Annotated in this window: 16 protein-coding genes; 6 read left to right on the top strand and 10 right to left on the bottom strand. The window is 39.6% G+C overall.

The window, feature by feature from the left end:
- Window position 1: 1 nt before the first annotated feature.
- The gene (allC, locus tag ABH902_RS02685; RefSeq protein ID WP_404589000.1) at window positions 2-1,228 is read right to left on the bottom strand and encodes an allantoate deiminase; all 1,227 of its coding nucleotides are present in this window, start codon (window positions 1,226-1,228) and stop codon (window positions 2-4) included.
- Window positions 1,229-1,468: 240 nt separating this feature from the next.
- On the opposite strand from allC, the gene ABH902_RS02680 reads away from it, so the two are divergent.
- The gene (locus ABH902_RS02680) at window positions 1,469-2,335 is read left to right on the top strand and encodes an alpha/beta hydrolase (protein ID WP_404588999.1); all 867 of its coding nucleotides are present in this window, start codon (window positions 1,469-1,471) and stop codon (window positions 2,333-2,335) included.
- Window positions 2,336-2,536: 201 nt separating this feature from the next.
- On the opposite strand, the gene tig is transcribed toward ABH902_RS02680, so the two are convergent.
- From tig to ABH902_RS02645, 7 genes are all read right to left on the bottom strand, one after another.
- A complete protein-coding gene (gene tig / locus ABH902_RS02675; RefSeq protein ID WP_404588998.1) occupies window positions 2,537-3,820 on the bottom strand; it encodes a trigger factor in 1,284 nt (427 codons plus the stop codon).
- 242 nt (window positions 3,821-4,062) lie between these two features.
- Entirely contained in the window at window positions 4,063-4,311 is a 249-nt protein-coding gene (locus ABH902_RS02670) for a zinc-ribbon domain-containing protein (protein ID WP_404588997.1), read from the bottom strand.
- A gap of 153 nt (window positions 4,312-4,464) precedes the next feature.
- On the bottom strand, window positions 4,465-5,625 hold the full coding sequence (locus tag ABH902_RS02665) for a DUF916 and DUF3324 domain-containing protein (RefSeq protein ID WP_404588995.1): 1,161 nt from the start codon (window positions 5,623-5,625) through the stop codon (window positions 4,465-4,467).
- A 105-nt stretch (window positions 5,626-5,730) separates the two neighbouring features.
- Window positions 5,731-6,477: a WxL domain-containing protein gene (locus ABH902_RS02660; RefSeq protein ID WP_404588994.1), complete on the bottom strand. Its 747-nt coding sequence runs from the start codon at window positions 6,475-6,477 to the stop codon at window positions 5,731-5,733.
- 3 nt (window positions 6,478-6,480) lie between these two features.
- Entirely contained in the window at window positions 6,481-6,768 is a 288-nt protein-coding gene (locus ABH902_RS02655) for a hypothetical protein (RefSeq protein WP_404588993.1), read from the bottom strand.
- Between the two features lie 21 nt (window positions 6,769-6,789).
- Window positions 6,790-8,718 (bottom strand): DUF11 domain-containing protein, encoded by a 1,929-nt coding sequence (locus ABH902_RS02650; RefSeq protein WP_404588992.1) that lies wholly within the window; start codon window positions 8,716-8,718, stop codon window positions 6,790-6,792.
- Window positions 8,719-9,033: 315 nt separating this feature from the next.
- Window positions 9,034-10,137, bottom strand: a complete 1,104-nt coding sequence (locus ABH902_RS02645) for a tyrosine-type recombinase/integrase (RefSeq protein ID WP_404588991.1) — start codon at window positions 10,135-10,137, stop codon at window positions 9,034-9,036.
- A 1,263-nt stretch (window positions 10,138-11,400) separates the two neighbouring features.
- Here ABH902_RS02645 and ABH902_RS02640 point away from each other — a divergent pair.
- The 5 genes from ABH902_RS02640 to ABH902_RS02620 are packed head-to-tail and all read left to right on the top strand — an operon-like array spanning window position 11,401 to window position 15,924.
- On the top strand, window positions 11,401-12,369 hold the full coding sequence (locus tag ABH902_RS02640; protein WP_404588990.1) for an ABC transporter substrate-binding protein: 969 nt from the start codon (window positions 11,401-11,403) through the stop codon (window positions 12,367-12,369).
- Between the two features lie 7 nt (window positions 12,370-12,376).
- Window positions 12,377-13,372 carry a FecCD family ABC transporter permease gene (locus ABH902_RS02635; protein ID WP_404588989.1) on the top strand — a complete coding sequence of 332 codons (996 nt, stop codon included), beginning with the start codon at window positions 12,377-12,379 and terminating at the stop codon, window positions 13,370-13,372.
- Window positions 13,365-14,390, top strand: a complete 1,026-nt coding sequence (locus tag ABH902_RS02630) for a FecCD family ABC transporter permease (protein WP_404588988.1) — start codon at window positions 13,365-13,367, stop codon at window positions 14,388-14,390. Before ABH902_RS02635 ends, ABH902_RS02630 begins: the two co-directional genes overlap by 8 nt.
- Entirely contained in the window at window positions 14,387-15,145 is a 759-nt protein-coding gene (locus ABH902_RS02625) for an alpha/beta hydrolase (protein WP_404588986.1), read from the top strand. Before ABH902_RS02630 ends, ABH902_RS02625 begins: the two co-directional genes overlap by 4 nt.
- Window positions 15,142-15,924 (top strand): ABC transporter ATP-binding protein, encoded by a 783-nt coding sequence (locus ABH902_RS02620; protein WP_404588985.1) that lies wholly within the window; start codon window positions 15,142-15,144, stop codon window positions 15,922-15,924. The genes ABH902_RS02625 and ABH902_RS02620 overlap by 4 nt, the downstream gene beginning before the upstream one ends.
- 185 nt (window positions 15,925-16,109) lie before the next feature.
- On the opposite strand, the gene ABH902_RS02615 is transcribed toward ABH902_RS02620, so the two are convergent.
- On the bottom strand, window positions 16,110-16,811 hold the full coding sequence (locus ABH902_RS02615) for a 5'-methylthioadenosine/adenosylhomocysteine nucleosidase (protein WP_404588984.1): 702 nt from the start codon (window positions 16,809-16,811) through the stop codon (window positions 16,110-16,112).
- On the bottom strand, window positions 16,808-17,671 hold the full coding sequence (locus ABH902_RS02610; RefSeq protein WP_404588983.1) for a MetQ/NlpA family ABC transporter substrate-binding protein: 864 nt from the start codon (window positions 17,669-17,671) through the stop codon (window positions 16,808-16,810). Before ABH902_RS02610 ends, ABH902_RS02615 begins: the two co-directional genes overlap by 4 nt.
- Window positions 17,672-17,681: the final 10 nt, after the last annotated feature.

The following is a 17,681-nucleotide window of genomic DNA, read 5'->3' as shown; positions in this document are numbered from 1 at the left end:
CTTATTTGTATGCTAATTCGTACAAGGTACTTGCCAACACTTTAACGCCATTCACTAAATCGTCAATATCCGTTGCTTCAGCCGGATTATGGCTGATTCCGTCAATACTTGGAACAAAGATCATAGCAGTTGGGAAATGTGGTGCGATAATTTGAGAATCATGTCCTGCTCCGCTGTGCATTACTTTATAAGCCATTTTTTCAGCTTGGGCTGCTGTTTCAATCGCTGAAACAATTTCTTCGTTCATCGGAACCGGCGCTTCATCCATCCATAAGTCAATATCGATTTCCAGCTCATGATCAGCTGCCACTTTTCTCATCATATCTTCGATTTCCTTAGTGAAAGCTTTTAGCTCTTCGCTGTCTGTGTGACGGCAGTCCATTGTGAACAGTACTTCACCTGGTACTACGTTTACTGTGTTTGGTTTTGGTTCTACTTTACCAAAGGTTAATACAAGCGGATCGCCAACTTCTAAAGCACGATCAATGGCTTGTGAACAAATTTTAGCAAAGCCGTATACGGCATCTCTACGGTAGCCCATTGGTGTTGTTCCTGCGTGGTTTGCTTCACCTTTTAGGACAATCGTGTATCTTCTTTGACCGGCAATGTTGTTTACGACACCGATTTGCAGTTTTTCTTTTTCTAGAACAGATCCTTGTTCGATGTGAATTTCTACAAAGGCTTTGATGTCGTCGCGTGCTGCTTTGTCGTCTGCTTTGAAATCAAAACCGTGACGGCGCATTTCTTCAACGAATTTTAAGCCTTCAAAGTCCGCGATATCGATAACGTCTTCTTTTTTCGCTTCACCGACAAAGTTTTTGCTGCCCCAGAATACTGTCGGGAAGCGGCTGCCTTCTTCTTCAGCCATTGAAATAACTTCTAAAGAACGTTTTGGCTTACCATGGGTTTCCAACAGATATTGAGTCGCTACGTAAGCTGCGATCACACCAAATTGGCCGTCCAGCGTTCCGCCGTTGACAACCGTGTCGATATGAGAACCAGATAAAATAGTTTCTTCCGGCTGTTCTGTTCCTTCGATTCTGCCAAAGAGGTTGCCGATTTCATCAAATGAAGTAGTCATCCCGATAGCTTCTAGTTTTTCCTTTACCGCTTTTTGTGCTTCCAACCATGAATCAGAATACAGTAAACGAGTCATTCCTCCGGTCGGATCATTACCGATACTAGATAAAAGATCGATATTTTCTTGTACAACTTTTTTTAAATCCATTTGATACATCTCCCTCTTTTGTTATCTTAATCATTGTAAGCGGTTGCCCGTTTTCAAACACTATCCACATTTCACAAATTAACTGCCATCTTTGTGCGCTTTAAACATAATAGTACCAACTTTTTAGGTTAAAATAAGAAATAAGTTAGTGAAATAATCCTGTCGGACAGGCATTATTTTTCACTTTTCATGTCAAAATCGCACGAGTCTGTTACACTTATAAAATAAGGAGGCCATTTCATGATAAAACAAGAATTTTGTTATAGCCAATTAAATGATCTACAATTATCCATGACTTTTTATGCTGCTGAAACCCTTGAAAATGCCAAAGCAACTATTCTTTATTTTCACGGCGGCGGCTTAATTTACGGTGACCGTGATGATCTACCGCAAAAATACCGCACACTGCTTGTAGAAAACGGCTACCAGCTCTTAACAATTGATTACCCACTGGCACCGGAAGCCAAATTAGCGACAATCAACGAATGCCTAGAACAAGCGATCGACTGGTTTTTAGCAAATTATCAAACAAAGCTGGGCTTATCAAAGCCTGATTACTTTTTATTTGGACGTTCGGCCGGTGGCTATCTGGCTTATTTGCTGTCTGCCCGTTGTCCAAAGGCTGAACAAAAAGGCTTAATCAGCTTTTATGGCTACTATGATTTAACTGCAGATGCGTTCAATCAACCTAGTAGTTATTATAACCAATTTGCCAAGGTTACGCCATTGGCTGCTCAAGCGATGATTCGTCAAAAGATGGCAACAGCGATTTCCATTAATGAACGTTTTTCGCTTTATTTATCCGGCAGACAATTCGGTAATTGGCTAAGCTATTTGGTAAAATCCCCCGATGAAAAAACGACCTTTAGTCTTACCGAAACAGAGCTTAAAAGCTTGCCGCCTGCCTTTCTAACTCACAGTGCCGCCGATCAGGATGTTCCTGTCGCTATTTCAAGAAAAGCTAGTGAGCTGCTTGCTGATGCGTCCTATGAAGAGGTAGAAAAACTGCCTCATGATTTTGACAGCGACTTAACGAATGACACTGGATTGAAGGTCTATCAATCACTTGTTCAGTGGCTGGATCGACAAATGACTGACAAAGGATAAAATGATGAAAAACGGTACTTCCTTTTATTTGCGCGTAACCAGCACGAATAAAAGGAAGTACCGTTTTTGTATTTTTATTGAAGAATAGAAAAAAGCACTCAAAAAATAGTTTTTTTGCTCTCCACCAGTCTTCTATTTTATGTAGAGTACACAAAAATAGAGCGGAAAAATCCCGCTCTATGCTTCTTACAGTCTATCTAATTATTTTTCAGTCGCTGTTTCGGTAATCAATTCAACTGCTTTTTTCATGCGGATGTCATGTTTTAACATGTCTTCTGTTAACGCACGTTTTACTTGCTCTACAGGCATGTTGTATTGTGCTGCTAAATCGTTAATTTCTTTTTCGATTTCTTCGTCAGAAACTTCAATGTTTTCAGCTTTAGCAATTGCTTCAATCACAAGATTTGTTTTTGTACGGACTTCTGCTTCTGCTTCAAATTGTTTGTGCAGATCTGCTTCAGTTGTACCCGTTAATTGATAATACATGTCAGGAGCGATACCTTGACGCTGCATATTATTTAAGAATTCATCCATTGAACGGTGAACTTCGTCATGAACCATTACATGTGGAAGATCAACGATTTCAGCGTTGTCCACTGCTTGACGAATAGCTGCTTCGTCTTTCGCTTCAGCTGCTGCCGCTTCTTTAGATTCTGTTAATTCTTTGCGGTATTTTTCTTTTAATTCAGCTAATGATTCTACAGAATCATCCACGTCTTTTGCAAATTCATCATCTAATTCAGGTAATTCTTTTGCTTTTACTTCATGAACTTTGACTTGGAAGACAGCTTCTTGACCAGCTAAATCTTCAGCTTGGTAATCTTCTGGGAAGGTTACTTTTACTTCTACTTCTTCACCGGCTTTTTTACCGACTAATTGTTCTTCAAAGCCTGGGATGAATGAGTTAGAGCCTAATTCTAATGAGTAGTTTTCACCTTTGCCGCCTTCAAAAGCAACGCCGTCTTTGAAGCCTTCAAAGTCGATAACTACTGTGTCGCCGTTTTCTGCTGCTTCGTCTTCTTTGATCACTAATTCAGCTTGTGCTTCTAGTTCACGCTGAATGCGCGCATCAACATCAGCATCCGTTACTTCACGGTCTTGTTTTTCAACTGTTAAGTTTTTGTATTCGCCTAATTTCACTTCAGGTTTAACAGTCACTTCAGCTGTAATGACCCAATCTTCCCCTTTATTCATGCTTTCAACATCAATTTTAGGTTGTGATACAGGATCGATGCCTGCTTCTTTAACAGCAGCTTCGTATACTTCTGGTAAAACAGCGTTTAAAGCATCTTCATATAACGCTTCTTCACCGTACATACGGTTAAATACTTGACGTGACACTTTCCCTTTACGGAAACCAGGTACGTTAAGATTTTTTTTGACTTTATCGAATGCTTGTTTCAAGCCTTTTTCAATTAGGGTTTGATCAACTGAAAAAGTTAACACACCATCATTGGTGCCTTTTTTTTCCCATTTCGCAGACATTTGTTTCCCTCCGAATAACTTTAATTTATACATGAATTTATGTTATGCATACCTTTAAATAGTACACTATCACTTAGAAAATGTAAACATTTTAGTCAATCAGGAGGAGCGATTTTTTGTTGATAGATCTTTCTTTGTTAAATTTGAATGAAATAAAGAGCATTTTACAGCTTCATTTATTCAAAATGCTTTTTAAAGTCTACGATGAACTATTGCTAACTTCGCACGTTACTTTCAATTTTTCAGTCCTCGGAATTGACCATGTAGGTAGCTAACATTCTCTTGGACAGCTCTTTTCCAGCCCCACAAACCGGACATAATAAATAATGGCTCGATGACATTGTAAAAATTGGTATCCAAAACAACGTGAATTTTCGCCCAAGTTCTTTTCCCTGCATTGTCACATGATTGTTGCAATTCCCGCATTCATGCTGAATAATTGTATCTCCCAAATTTTTTTCAAAGCCTTTACTACCCCAAACAATCAACATCTATTTTTTCTCCTTTTTATTTAGTTTTGTCTTTCGTGTAGCTAACGGACAAAAGACCAATGGAAGACGAGCGCTGATCTTTGCCAGTCGACCTCCACCACTAAATAATAGTATACTATATCACCCTTTTTATTCAATAAATTTTTATTAGTATTAAGCAGATGAAGATTTTTTTCGTTTCTTCAGCTGTTTATTTGGTTGGACTTGTTTCTTGCCTTTTTTTTGCGGCTCCCTTTGTTTTTTGGAGGCAGTATTTTTGGGGTTCCTCGGCTTTCTTTTTTTGTTTTTGTTGCCTTTTTGTAGTTTGTAGAACAAGATACCGATAATCGTTAAAAAGATCAGAAGCAATGCCCCAATCAGATAAATGAAGTACCAAGGATACGGGTCTTCAAGCTCCACTGCCTGCTCATTGTAGGTTTTCGCTTCTTTGGAGGAGATTTTAAACTCTTTTTCCAACTGCCATTTTTGCTCTCCTAATGAAGCTGTTGCCTTAAACAAATAAGCGCCGCTACTAAAGGGCTTATTATCCAGATTAAGTGCATAATCAAAGTGAGAATTGGGCGCCATCCGAATATGTTCGGTCGTTTTAGCCAGCAGTGGTTTTTCGGCACCTTTACGGTAGACTGCCGCTTTTATTTTTAATTCTTTGATGATTGTTGGCGCTGTATTTTGAATCGTGGCATTGATACTATTGCGATAATTGGTTTGAGCGGCTTTGACATCTAAAAGTCTTAGTTCTGCTGGAATTGCTGCATCGGTTTCGTTTAATACAACGCCTATAGTATAAGCAAAGCGGTTAACGACTGCATTTCCCTGCTGATCTTTTGTGGCTTTTTCCGGCTGGTCTTTTTGTTTTATGTACAGACCACCTAAAATATCACCATCGTATTGTTCCTGAGGCATTGCTAACTTAATCGCTGCTTTTTTCGTTGTTTTTGCTGGAACTTTTACAATTTCTTCTGTTGTCGCAATTTCAGAGAAACCGGTTTTTAGACTGGCATCTCGTTTTTTATTTGTCTTGCTGTACTCCACAATGCCATTATTATTTGTGGTCGCATCATTCGTTTGAAGCTCTACTTCGATCTCTTCGGTTGAGTTATTGGTAAGTTCGACTTCCAGTGTTTGTTTTTGTCCCGGAGTCATATGTAAATCAAAATAGGTTTTGGATTTGTCCCGTTGATTGTCAGGAATAATCGGCCGAACAGCTAATGCTCCCGTTTGATTTTCAGTGTCAGCTGTTGCTGAAGCCGTTTGTGTAGCAACACAAATGAACAAAACAAGCAACATCAGCGTCTGTGAAATTTTTCTTAACATTTTACCCTTCCTTTCCAAAAAATGAAAAAAAGCTGAGACGACTGTCAGCGTTAGAGTCAGAGCTCTTGACCGATGTCTCAACTTCTCTTTTGTTAAAGCCGTTGATTATGCTGGTGAATCATTTAAAATCCAAGTCAGATTCGTCACATATTTTTCCTTCACTAATTTACTGTTGGCTGGAACATTTAACTGAACACTTGATTCAGCGGTACTGCCTTTTGTACCAAAACGGGCTACTTGCGTTCCCATACCGGCATTAACGGCGGCTGTCGCTATATCAGAGGTTGTAGTCCCGTCTGGGGTTAGGACAATATCGCCCGCTGCTGCAGTTGCTGCCGGAGCTGTGTTGCTGGCACCTTTTTCGATGGTGGTATTTTTTAACGTAATTTTTGCCCCTGTTAATTTAGTGTTTGTTGTTGTCGAAGTGAATTGATCCTCTTGTTTAACTTGAACCTTCCAGCCGGCATTTGTTCCGCGTTCATCAGAGATCTGAACTGAATTTGCATAGGTTGTCGCTGTACCGCCTGCATCATTTGCTTTTTCCAAAGCAGCGGAATAATCCATCGATTTAGAAGTAACTTTTTGCTGGCCAAAGTGAAAATTAGATACATGAATGATTCGCAATGGTCCATTTTGAGTTCCTGGATTTGGTTCGTCTGGGTCAATCGGTTTATCTGGATTTTCCGGATCAACTGGATCAATCGGATCTGTATTTTCTACAAACGTAACATCCCCTTTAGTTGTTGCAGTATCAGCTACTGCAGCAGAAGCTTGACTCGCTGCTCCCAAAGTTCCTGCTAATACTCCAGTTGTTGCTAAAGCGCTCAAAACAAGTATTTTTTTCTTTTTCATTTTTTATTTCCTCCTAGATTGTTGTTTTATTATTATCAGGTATAGACTAAAAAAGCCGATGATTGTGCCTGAAATAATCCATAAAAAGTGTGCTTTTTCTCCTGTATTAGGAAAACGAAGAACGGATGCTGGTTTTTGAGTGAACGCTTGGCTGGTTTCACTGCTTTTTTGTTCATCCTCTACAAAGGTCAAATCTCCTTGGCTTCCCGCGCTGTCCGCATAGGAGAACGCGGGATGAACGCTAAAAAGAATCAAGACCAGCAATAATAAACTAACGATGTATTTTTTCATTTGCTTATCCTCTTTTCCTTTTTAGGGCGCTGTAAGTAGATTCCAAGTGATTTCCCCATTATAGGTGCCGAATTGGGCAGTAGCGGGAACCTTGAACATTAAGCCTTGATCCGCAGCCCACGCACTTTGATAATTGACTGTTCCGGTCTGTATTTTAACGCTTGGTTGAAAAACGATCGCAGAATCTGAAGCTGAAATTTTACATTCCGTATTATCCGCTTCTTTAAAAATCAGCGGCGCTGTCACTGAAATCCCCGTTTTCTTATTAATAAAAGGCTGGCTTTCGATCGCGGTCACATAGAAATCATCCTTTTGTACTCGACTATCTACGACTGAAATTTGAAAACCAGAATTTCTCTGAAGATTGGTACCGATACTTTTCGGCAATTTCGCTTCTCCGAAGGTAACTGTATCAGGAACGTTTAACTTCAATGTACCGTTATTTACTAAGATAGAAGCACTGGCACTAGGCTGTGCCGTAGTATTAGCGCCGGTTAAAGTAGCCGTATTAACCTTGGTTTCGCCGTTTATTCCCTTCGTCAATGTTGTTGTATAAGTAATGTTTTTTATTTCATTGACTTTTAAAGCATCACCAAGATGGATCTGCAGCAAGTTTTCAGCTGCGGGATTTTCTGCAGGTAGGAAATATTCATAATATTCCCCTTGGGCGTTGGCATTGGCTTTTCCTTCTAAAAGCTTACGTTTTGTACCATTGGCTAATTCAAGCGTTACATCGACGGGTTTCGTGATAGAATCTTTGGGTAAGCGGTCGCTGATGAGCGGCTGTGTTAACGGACCATTTCCTGTATTTGAAACGGTCAGCTTGTAGGTAATTGCTTGGCCTACGCTGACTTCTGGCTTGTCGGCTTCCTTTTTTATCTCTGGCAGCGGTTCAGCTTTTTTATACCACCAAATAATTCCTCTTTGCTGAGTATCCAGCGAAGTAGTCCAGCTTGTATCGCTTGTTTGAGCAGCTACACTAAAATTGCTATTATCATAAGGATAGTTTTCTGGCGTATAGCTTTCTGATCTAAATACTTTGTTTACTTTAGAACCGGTTACTATTTGAGAACCGACAAAATGATAACCAACAATATCTTTATTTTTCAGTGTGATACTATCTCCTATTTTCCCTGAATAGCCTGCAACTTCTTCTGCTGCTAATGATGGCCCTTGGGGATCATCAACATCTTTAAATACACCTTTTACAAGCTGTGGCACTTCGATTTCCCACCCAACACCGTGGACATCAAAACTCACATTGGGAATTTTCGCGAAAGAACCGTAATTAATATTGACATTTGTTGTCATTCTTAGCGACGTTTCATTGGGTACCAAATCATCGAAAACATAAATCAATCGCTCGGCTGTTGTTTTCCCTTTGGGATACATGACGTAAGCTGAAGATTTTCTGTCACTAGCTGGCCAGCCGCTCCAATGAACGATTCCTTCATCCCAATTAGTCACCGTTGATGTAAAACGCCCCTTATTATTTGCTGGTATTCCTTGCCAATAACCGGGATTGGTATACTCATAATTGATCGTCGGGTCTACGCCGTAAAACTCCGGCCAAGAACTTTCTGTTATGGATGTCTGTAAAGCATACGTAAATGCACTAGAATTAATTTGTGGTTTCGTATCTCCTGCTGTCAAATTAAACGTATATTTTATGTCTAAAGAACGATTGTACGGAAAAAGCAGAGGAATCCAGGTAACATCCGCATCATTTATCTCACTTTTTATAGCTATCGTATTATTCGTCTGCCATGAATTGTTCCAATTAAAATAAGCACGAATTACATCTGTACTCGTTCTAACATCTTTCGCGCTAACGCCGGGTTCTACTGCTTGAACGTTTTTGCCACTCAGCATAAATAAATTGCTAACAATCATTATTATTACAGCAGTCAGCCACAAGCTCAGCTGCCCCTTTTTATTAATATTGTTCACCTCCTTTTACATTGCTTCACTCTTCAACTTATTCAGTAAAGCAATCTTGTTCAGATAACAACCTTAGATGCTCATTTCTTTTGCTGTATCAGTGCAAATAAATGTCTTTTTTTTCTTCAGCTGTTATAATGACTATCGGATTTACTTTCCTTTGCCCCTTTTTTTCTTGTTATTAAGCAAAACAAGAAACTTCTTGAAACGCCCTGCTTTTATATGCTTTATTCTCCTGATTGACGGCGAAGATGACGGCGCTGTTTTTCTCTTGTTAAAATAAAAAAACCATTATTTCTATAAATAGAAATAACGGCTGAGTAATTACATATTTTCAGAAAATTTTTCAATAACTGCACGTTGCTCTTCAATAAACGAGGATGTATATGTATCAAGCGTCAATTTAATGGACGAATGTCCCAATAATGAACTGATCGCTGCAATATTGGCTCCTGCTTCTACACAGCGCGTGGCGAAGGTATGCCGCAATGCATGAAAGGTAACAGCCTTCAGCCCAACTGCATTTTTTATTTGTTCAAAGCGATAACTGACTGTTCGCGGCTCTACATCATGTCCGTTACTTTCCACCACATACGGCGTTACTGCCTGAGCTTGAACACACAGTAGCAATGCCTTGATTTTTTTTGACAGCGGGATGATCCGTGCAGCTGTTATTGTTTTTGGTGCTGTTTCCACGATTTTGGTACGATTGGTGGGATGAAAAGGAACGGCTATCCGCTGCTTGGTCTTTTTTACTTCCAAAACAGAACGTTCAAAATCAATATCGTTCCATTTTAAAGCGCAAATTTCGCCAATCCGCATTCCAGTTTCCAATGCTAGAATAATCGGCAGACCTTTACTGGTTTTCATACTTTCTTTTTCAATCAGCGCTTGCTGCGCACGGGTTAAGGCTTGCACTTTACGCTTTTCTTTTTTAGGTAAATGGACTTGTTTGCAGGGGTTTATACTTATATAGTTTCGTTCCTTCGCAGCTTCAAAACAACTATTCATTAAACCGAAAATAATATGTATAGAATTAATTGAAAGCTTTTGTTGTTGAACAGAAATAACCTGCTCGATGTCTGCAGCTGTTATCCTTTCCAACGAAAGCTTTCCTAGCAGTGGTAAAATATATAATTGAAATTTATTTGTATAGCTGGCATAGGTACTTTCTTTAATTTTGCTGCGCATGATTTCTGCCAGCCAGTAGTTTACCCATTGTGCAAAGACACCTTGAAACTGTCTAATTGAGAGGGATGGCAGCTTGATCTGCTCCGCCTTTTTTTCAATTAATCGTTCCTTAACAATACGATAAGAATAGCCATAAATATAGCCGTAATGCAGCCTGCCATCGGCCTTACGTCCTTTCGGATATCTTCCTTCCCAACGACCATCCTTGCGTTTATAAATATTCTCTCCTCTAGCCACTTGATCAAATCCTTTCCATATTCTGACGGCGAAACTGACGGCTGTAAAAAACAACCAGATTACTTGCTTATTCGCTTATTTAGAGTCTATTAAAAATAACAATTCTCATTTTTTTAAATAGTTAATAAAAAACATGAGAATAATTCCGAAAATTTACTATTGCTTTTCAAAAAAAGAACCGATATGATAGGTATGTACCACATAAATGCATTTAAATGAGTACTGTTTTCTTGTTTTGCTTAATTACAGGAAAACCCTTTTAAAAAACAATTATTAAAAATATCCTATTATGTAAAAATAACTTAATAAATAATAATAAAAACAAAAAACGTGAATCAAACGTTCAATAAGAGAATGTTGATCCACGTTTTACTTTATCTACTTTTCTTCCCTCTTATGGATTTAAAACTCCGTTTCTTCCTCACTCGATTCTGTCGCTTCAATAAAATATTATGAAGACTCCTTTAAAATGTTCAAACAAGTGCCTAATTAAAAGCTCAAAATTATTCGTATACTGCGCCCAATTTATAGTAATAAAGAAGACATCCACTACCAGTAAATCATTAGCCAGCCAAAACTGATACCGCCAACGTTAAAAACATTTTTCCATGTGCTGCTTTCTCCTGTCAGCAGTAACGGCAAGCCACCCTTATAATAAAGCGCTACCATTTTTAATTATTCAATCGTTTGCGACAAGCTACTGTGACTACTAATTATTAATTGAAAAAATTCAGCTTACGGTCAAAAAGAGGCTGCTCCGCCCTAACGTCCTACAATGTTGATAAAGCGGGTGTGCCAGCGGATAATGTGGCTGTTTAAAAACTTGTTTATAAAAAAATAAAGAGGCATCTATTAATCTTAACCAATAGATCTTCATCTATCAGCTGATTAAGATAATGACAGGCTGGATTGCGCTAAACAGCAAATTTCTCTGCTATTTTAGTTGCCGAAAAATGTTCATTTACATCAGCGGCATTAAAAAAGACATTTGCTTTTTTAATAAACTAACCGTTTGACTGTTAACATCAGAACTTCCCCTTATTTCTATCATAGCGAATTTCACTTAAAAAATATATGCTTTTTATACTCAAAATATTAGGGGAAAATAATGAAAAGACTCCGTACATTCGCACTTATCCCAAAAGATTGACTCGAACTGTTGAATTTTTTTCGTATATTGTCAAAGACAAATTGTAATGTTAAAATAAAAACTAATGATAATGAGAATCATTATCAATTAAATTTTAAAGGAGGCATTTTATTTTGAAGAAAAAAATGATTTGGGTAAGCGCTATCGCTTTATCGCTTGTGTTGGTAGGCTGTGGTAAAAATAATGGGACAACAGCAACGGGTGAGTCTTCAACAAAAGTGAGTACCACTGCCAAGGAAGAAACGATTAATTATTTAGACACGGATTATACAGTGAAATTTCCAACATCAAAAATTATTACCGCTAGCTTGGAAGCCATGGAGGATGCAGCTGCACTTGATGTTAAACCGTTAGGAGCGATTACTGTTGGCGGTGAAATCCCAAGTTATTTGAAAAAGCAAATGGGCGACAAAGTTGCGAATGTCGGCGATAAATTCGGCCCAAATGTCGAATCCGTTACCGCTTTATCTCCTGATGTAATTTTAGGCAGTACCAAGTTCGATGATGATGTAACGAATAATTTAAATAAGATCGCACCTACTATCAACGTTTCCCATAAGTCGAATGATTGGGAAGCGAATTTAAAGCTGATGGGAACATTAGCCGGAAAAGCTGATGAAGCAGACAGATTAATCACTGACTATAAAAACGATTTGAAGTCTTTTAAAGCGGATCACAGTGATGTTTCTGATAAGAAAATTTTGCTTCTTAGAATTCGTGAAGGTGAGTTATGTATTTATGGAACGGATTATTACTACAATCCAATGCTCTATAAGGATTTAGGCTTTGCTGTTCCCAAGGAAGTGACTGATGTTGATGGGCAAACAACTATTTCACCGGAACAATTAGCTAAGATTGATGCGGACATCATTATTGTTCAATTTATGGATTCGGAAAATGAAGGCTTCACTTCGGCTCTTGATGACTTGAAAAAGGATGCTATCTGGAAGAGTGTTCCGGCTGTTGCCAATAAACAGGTATTTTATAATATTGTGGACGGCGGCTATCAAGGTGGTACGTATTTAAGTAAAGAAGTCATGCTTAAAGCCATGAACAAACAAGTCCTGAAGCAGGGAGACTAGACAGTTTATGAAAAGCAGCTATTGGTTTTGGGGAACAGGCGCTCTTTGCGCCTTCTTGTTGTTTAGCTTCCTCTCTTTAACGTTTGAAATGAATCAGGCGTTTAGTGTTTTAAAAGCAGCCCTTTTCCATTACGATGCAACTGACCAAAATCAGGTGATTATGATGTCTCGTTTAGCTCGGGTTTTAGTTGCCAGTCTGGTCGGTGCCAGTCTGGCGCTTAGTGGTTTTATTATGCAGTTGCATTACCAAAATGATTTAGCCGATCCGTCATTAATGGGCGTTAGTGACGGATCAGCTTTGCTGATTGCTGTTAGTATGATTTTCATACCGCAGCTGACTACGATTGAAAGGATTATCTTTTCAATTCTCGGCTCATTTTTGGCATATGGCTTAATCAGCGTGGTCAATCGAATGGCTTTCATTAATCAGTCACAGCTGTCTTTTCCATTGATTGGGATTGTGGTAAGTATGTTGTTAAGTAGTGTGACCACTTTTTTAGTCAGCTTTTATAATTTAGCGCAGTCCGTTAGTTCCTGGCACAATAGCCGTTTATATCGGGTGACTTTTAATGATGTCATTTATTTTCTACCTATATTGCTGATTTTAATTATTTTATTGATTATTTTTAGAAAGCAGATGGATGTTTATGCGTATGGCGAAGAAATCACCGTTTCCTTAGGGATGAATCGGAAGCGTTGGGCGAGGTTTTATAGTTTGGTCGTTGTGATTTTAACGGGTGTTAGTGTAGCGATTGTTGGTCGTTTATCTTTTATCGGATTAATTGTCCCTCATATAGCGAAGCTGATTCTTGGGAAACGGTATTCTATTACCATTTTTTTTGTACCTATTATTGGCAGTCTGCTGGTTTTGATTAGTGATTATGTATCTCGTTTTGTTAATTATCCTTTTGAAACGCCGGTGGGTGTTGTGATTGCCTTAATTGGTGTACCCATTTTCCTCTATTTAATTCGCAGAGGGGCAGGTGTGCGACAGAATGGTTAACTATTTAAAAATAACTGTCCCCTTTATTCTATTGATTTTTGCAGCTTGGCTTTCCATCACTTCCGGCACCTTTGAGATTTCTTTTAGTGATCTTTGGCAATTGGTCGTTCATCAAACAGGCGCTGATCAGGCAAAACTAATTCTTTGGGAATTTCGTTTGCCGCGTTTAATTTTAGCGGCTTTAGTCGGCGGGGCTTTGGCGATAGCTGGATATGTTTTACAAGCCATGACCCGTAATCCGATTACGGACTCCGGTTTACTAGGTGTTAATTCCGGGGCAGCTTTTGGTAGTGTTTTTTATTATTTTATTGTTGGTAGTTATTTTACTGAAGCAACACAGGCGCAAAGTGTATCGCTGGTATTTTTTGGTTTATTGGGTGCTTTACTGGCTTTAATTTTAAATTTTGCTTTATCGGTTCAGCGTTTTGGTATGAGTATGCAGCGCTTTATTTTAAATGGTATTGGTATCAGTACTGGTTTTTCAGCGTTAACGACTTACTTTTCTTTGAAAATTAATGCGGATGATTATTCACGAGTTAATAACTGGCTGGAAGGATCGATTAGTCAAGGGAACTGGAAGCTGGTACTACAGCTTTTGCCATGGGTTTTAGTTACAGTGCCTTTGATCTTTTTATTTAAAGAAAAGCTGGAGCTGATGCGTTATTCAGATGTTCAATTACAAAATATTGGCTTTGCAACAGGACGCTGGCGGGTAGTTTTCATTCTATTAGCAGCAATCCTGATTTGTGCCAGTGTTTTGATCGCAGGCAATGTCAGCTTCGTTGGTCTATTGGTACCGCATTTGACTGCAAAGCTCGTTCGGCGTCAATCCAAGCTGTATCTTCCTTTTGTCTTTATGAATGGAATGAGCTTGGTTATCTTGTGTGATACCTTTGTTAAAAATGTTTTTGCGCCAAATGAATTGCCTTTAAACGCCATGATGGGCTTATTGGGAATTCCTTACCTGATTCTAGCTTATCTGACAAATCAACAAAAGAAAGGAGAATTGGCTAAATGAATACAATAACAAAGCAAGTAGCTGATTATTATTTGGATATTTTTTATCCTGAGAATATAGAAAAAGGACAAAAGTTACCTGTTTTATATGTTTTAGATGGCGATGCTTTTACGGTTATGATTGCTGAAGCGGTTAAACTTCAAAAACGTAATTCTCCGAAAACTGGCGTTCAGCCGATGCTGATTGTAGGTATCAGCTACCACGCAGAAGCTCCTTTTCATCGTGAGCGCCGTTTTATTGACTACACACCGCCAAAATTAAAGCCAGCTGATCCTACAGATATTCGCAGTCAAATGCCGGCTGGCGGCGGAATTGATGCTTTCTTTGAGCAGCTTGAACCAATACATCAGGTTGTCGCAGCTGAGTTCTCGATTGACTCCCGCAAGGTTGGCTTATTTGGCCATTCGTTGGGCGGTTTATGTGTAATGGAGGCTTTATTGCGAAAAGAGCTGACTTTTTTAACTGATTATTTAGCTGTCAGTCCTTCCCTGTGGTGGGATCAGGAAGCATACTTTCCTAAATTGGAAGCTAGCGCAGGAGCATTTTTAGAAAACCGCCGTGTTCTGTTGAGTGTCGGTTCTCTGGAAGGCGACATGGTAGCGTTGGCGACAAGAGCGTTTGCATCTTTTGAAGAGAAGCAGCTAACGAAAGCCTGTGATTTTTACCTAGCAGAAGGAGAAAATCATATGTCTGTAGTTTTTACTGTGATTAGTCGTTATTTGCGCTGGTTTAGTGAAGTCGAGGGAAATCAATGACAAAAGAAGTTCTGGTAGGACGCGGGTTAGCGCTAGGCTATCCGCAAAAGACAATCGTTCAATCATTAAACGTCAGCTTTTTAGAGAAACAAATGACAGTTATTATTGGTCCAAATGGCTGTGGCAAATCTACTTTGCTGAAAGGTTTAGGTCGAATTTTAGATCGCAATGCTGGCGAAATTTTCTTAAATCAAAAAAATATATCAGAGTTATCCAGCAAAGAAATCGCACAACAGCTGGCATTTTTACCGCAAGGAGCCAGCTTTCCGGAAGATGTGACGGTGAAAGAAATTGTGGCGGTCGGTCGCTATCCTTATCAAGGACTTTTGCAGAAAAAGTCGTTGGAGGACGAACAAATTATTAATGAAGTACTGGACCAAACCGGACTTTGTGAGTTAGCCGATACCAATGTTCAATATTTATCTGGCGGACAAAAGCAGCGGGTCTGGATCGCCATGGCTTTGGCGCAAAAGACTCCGATTATCCTACTGGATGAACCAACCACTTATTTGGATATGGGGCACCAGCTGGAAGTATTGAAATTATTACAGCGTTTAAACCGAGAAATGGGCTTAACCGTGGTCATGGTGTTACATGATTTAAACTTGGCGGCACGTTTCGCCGATTATATGATTGCCATGAAAGACGGAGAAATTCATTATCAAGGTACTCCGCATGATGTAATGACAGCACCTGTTTTGCAGGAATTGTTCGGCATTACTGCCATTATGGGGCAAGATCCCGTGGACAAAACCCCGATTTGCTTAAGATTTGAATAGCTAAAAAGAGGTTGAGCCAAAAGTCGTTTAGGTTCGAGCAATTGGAGTAAAAGACGAACAATATGTTTTTTATATTGATTGAATTTTATGAAATTGCCGAAGAACCTGACTTTGGGCCACCGTTTATTCGTAAGTGGTGGACGGGACAAAACTGTTTTTTAGTTTTGTCCCGCCCACCACTTTTTTTATTTTTTCTCAATAAGCTGCAGGAATTGTTCTGTCTGTTCAAAGGCATGCTGAGCGGCTTGGTCTAAATAGGTATCAAAGCTAGCCGCTGCGGCTTGTCCGGCAATGTCGGAAATCCCTCGAATATTCAAAACCGGTACGTTATAAAAATCTCCGATTTGCGCAATCGCCGTACTTTCCATATCAGACGCCAACGCCTTGGGGAAGCGTTCCTTAAGGGTCTTTACAACTGTAGGCTCACTCATAAAAGAGTCAGCTGTAACAATTAGACCTTGGTGCAGCTGATATGCTGACGGCCGGGGCACAGAATCCACGAGCTGCTGCCATTCAAATGCTAAGGGATAGCTTGCAGGCATTTGCGGTACTTGACCATAGGCATAGTCAAAGCCTGTTGCATCAACATCGCTGTACAGCAAGTCGGTCGCATACACCACATCACCGATAGCTAATTGATCTGAAAAACCGCCCGCTGAACCAGTATTGAGGATCAATTCAGGTTTGATTTGCTCACAAGCAAGGCTTGCGGCTGCAGCGGCGTTGACCTTCCCAATGCCAGTTTCCATTAGAAACAACTCATTTTGGGTTGTTTGAACCACCTTTTCAATGACTGTTTTACCACGCTCCAGTATGACCTCCGTTTGATACTTACTTCTAAAGGGCGCCAGTTCTTCCTTCATGGCTGTTGCGATAACGATTCTCACTGGACATCCCTCCACAGTGTTTCAATATCTTCTTTAACTTCAACCTTCGTACCGCCGAACTCTTTTTGAATATAGTCTTTTACTTCTTTGGTATGATACAGCTCACCTAATTTTTGTAGCGCCGGATCATCTTTTCTTGCTTTGGTTGTCGCCAGTACGTTGATGCTTGGTTTAGTATTTTTATCAATTTCTTCTTTGAAAATAGCATCCTTTAGCACATTTAACCCGCCTTCAAAAGCGACCGTATTGCTGATCAGTGCTAAGTCAACATCTTTTAAAATCCGCGGTCCTGTCGTATCATCGATTAATTTAAAATCCAGCTTCTTAGGATTTTCCACAATATCCGAGGTAGAGCCTGTCCCGGCATCAAAATCGTCCGCCAGTTTAATTAAACCCGCCGCTTCCAACAAACGCAAGCCCCGCGCTGTATTGGCCGTATTATCTGCCAAAGCAACAAGCGCCCCGTCTTTGATTTCTTTGACAGATTGATACTTGTCTGAATAGATCCCCATCGGTTCCATGTAAGTCGTCACAATTGGAACCAAGCTATTATCGCTGTCTTTATTAAAGCTAACGAGATACCCTAAGGACTGAAAGGCATTCACGTCGACTTGCTTTTCCACTGTAGCATTATTTAACTGCGGACCGCCGTCAATCTCTTTTACTTCAATATTCAAGCCCGCTTTTTCTGCTAAGTCAGAATCAGCGATAAACTGCCAAATCTCTGCGTCACTGCCAGTGGAACCGATCACTACCTTTGTTACATTCTCTTGATCCTGCGCTTGACTATTTTCAGTTTGTTTACAGCCGACAAGTAAAAAGGCCGCTGCTAAAAGTATTCCCTGCATTCCCTTTTTCATAACTTCCTCC

Source organism: Enterococcus sp. UD-01, assembly GCF_044909655.1.
In the GTDB taxonomy this organism is placed as follows: domain Bacteria; phylum Bacillota; class Bacilli; order Lactobacillales; family Enterococcaceae; genus Enterococcus_L.
The sequence above is the reverse complement of the archived record's forward strand: the minus strand, read 5'-3'. Positions and strand labels throughout refer to the sequence as shown.

Bases quoted from the DNA above. Each gene is read 5' to 3' on its own strand.
- ABH902_RS02630 (WP_404588988.1), top strand. From the start codon at position 13,365: ATGGTTAACTATTTAAAAATAACTGTCCCCTTTATTCTATTGATTTTT.
- tig (WP_404588998.1), bottom strand. From the start codon at position 3,820: ATGTCTGCGAAATGGGAAAAAAAAGGCACCAATGATGGTGTGTTAACT.
- ABH902_RS02665 (WP_404588995.1), bottom strand. From the start codon at position 5,625: ATGTTAAGAAAAATTTCACAGACGCTGATGTTGCTTGTTTTGTTCATT.
- ABH902_RS02670 (WP_404588997.1), bottom strand. From the start codon at position 4,311: ATGTTGATTGTTTGGGGTAGTAAAGGCTTTGAAAAAAATTTGGGAGAT.
- allC (WP_404589000.1), bottom strand. From the start codon at position 1,228: ATGGATTTAAAAAAAGTTGTACAAGAAAATATCGATCTTTTATCTAGT.
- ABH902_RS02655 (WP_404588993.1), bottom strand. From the start codon at position 6,768: ATGAAAAAATACATCGTTAGTTTATTATTGCTGGTCTTGATTCTTTTT.
- ABH902_RS02620 (WP_404588985.1), top strand. From the start codon at position 15,142: ATGACAAAAGAAGTTCTGGTAGGACGCGGGTTAGCGCTAGGCTATCCG.
- ABH902_RS02680 (WP_404588999.1), top strand. From the start codon at position 1,469: ATGATAAAACAAGAATTTTGTTATAGCCAATTAAATGATCTACAATTA.
- ABH902_RS02625 (WP_404588986.1), top strand. From the start codon at position 14,387: ATGAATACAATAACAAAGCAAGTAGCTGATTATTATTTGGATATTTTT.
- ABH902_RS02610 (WP_404588983.1), bottom strand. From the start codon at position 17,671: ATGAAAAAGGGAATGCAGGGAATACTTTTAGCAGCGGCCTTTTTACTT.
- ABH902_RS02635 (WP_404588989.1), top strand. From the start codon at position 12,377: ATGAAAAGCAGCTATTGGTTTTGGGGAACAGGCGCTCTTTGCGCCTTC.
- ABH902_RS02660 (WP_404588994.1), bottom strand. From the start codon at position 6,477: ATGAAAAAGAAAAAAATACTTGTTTTGAGCGCTTTAGCAACAACTGGA.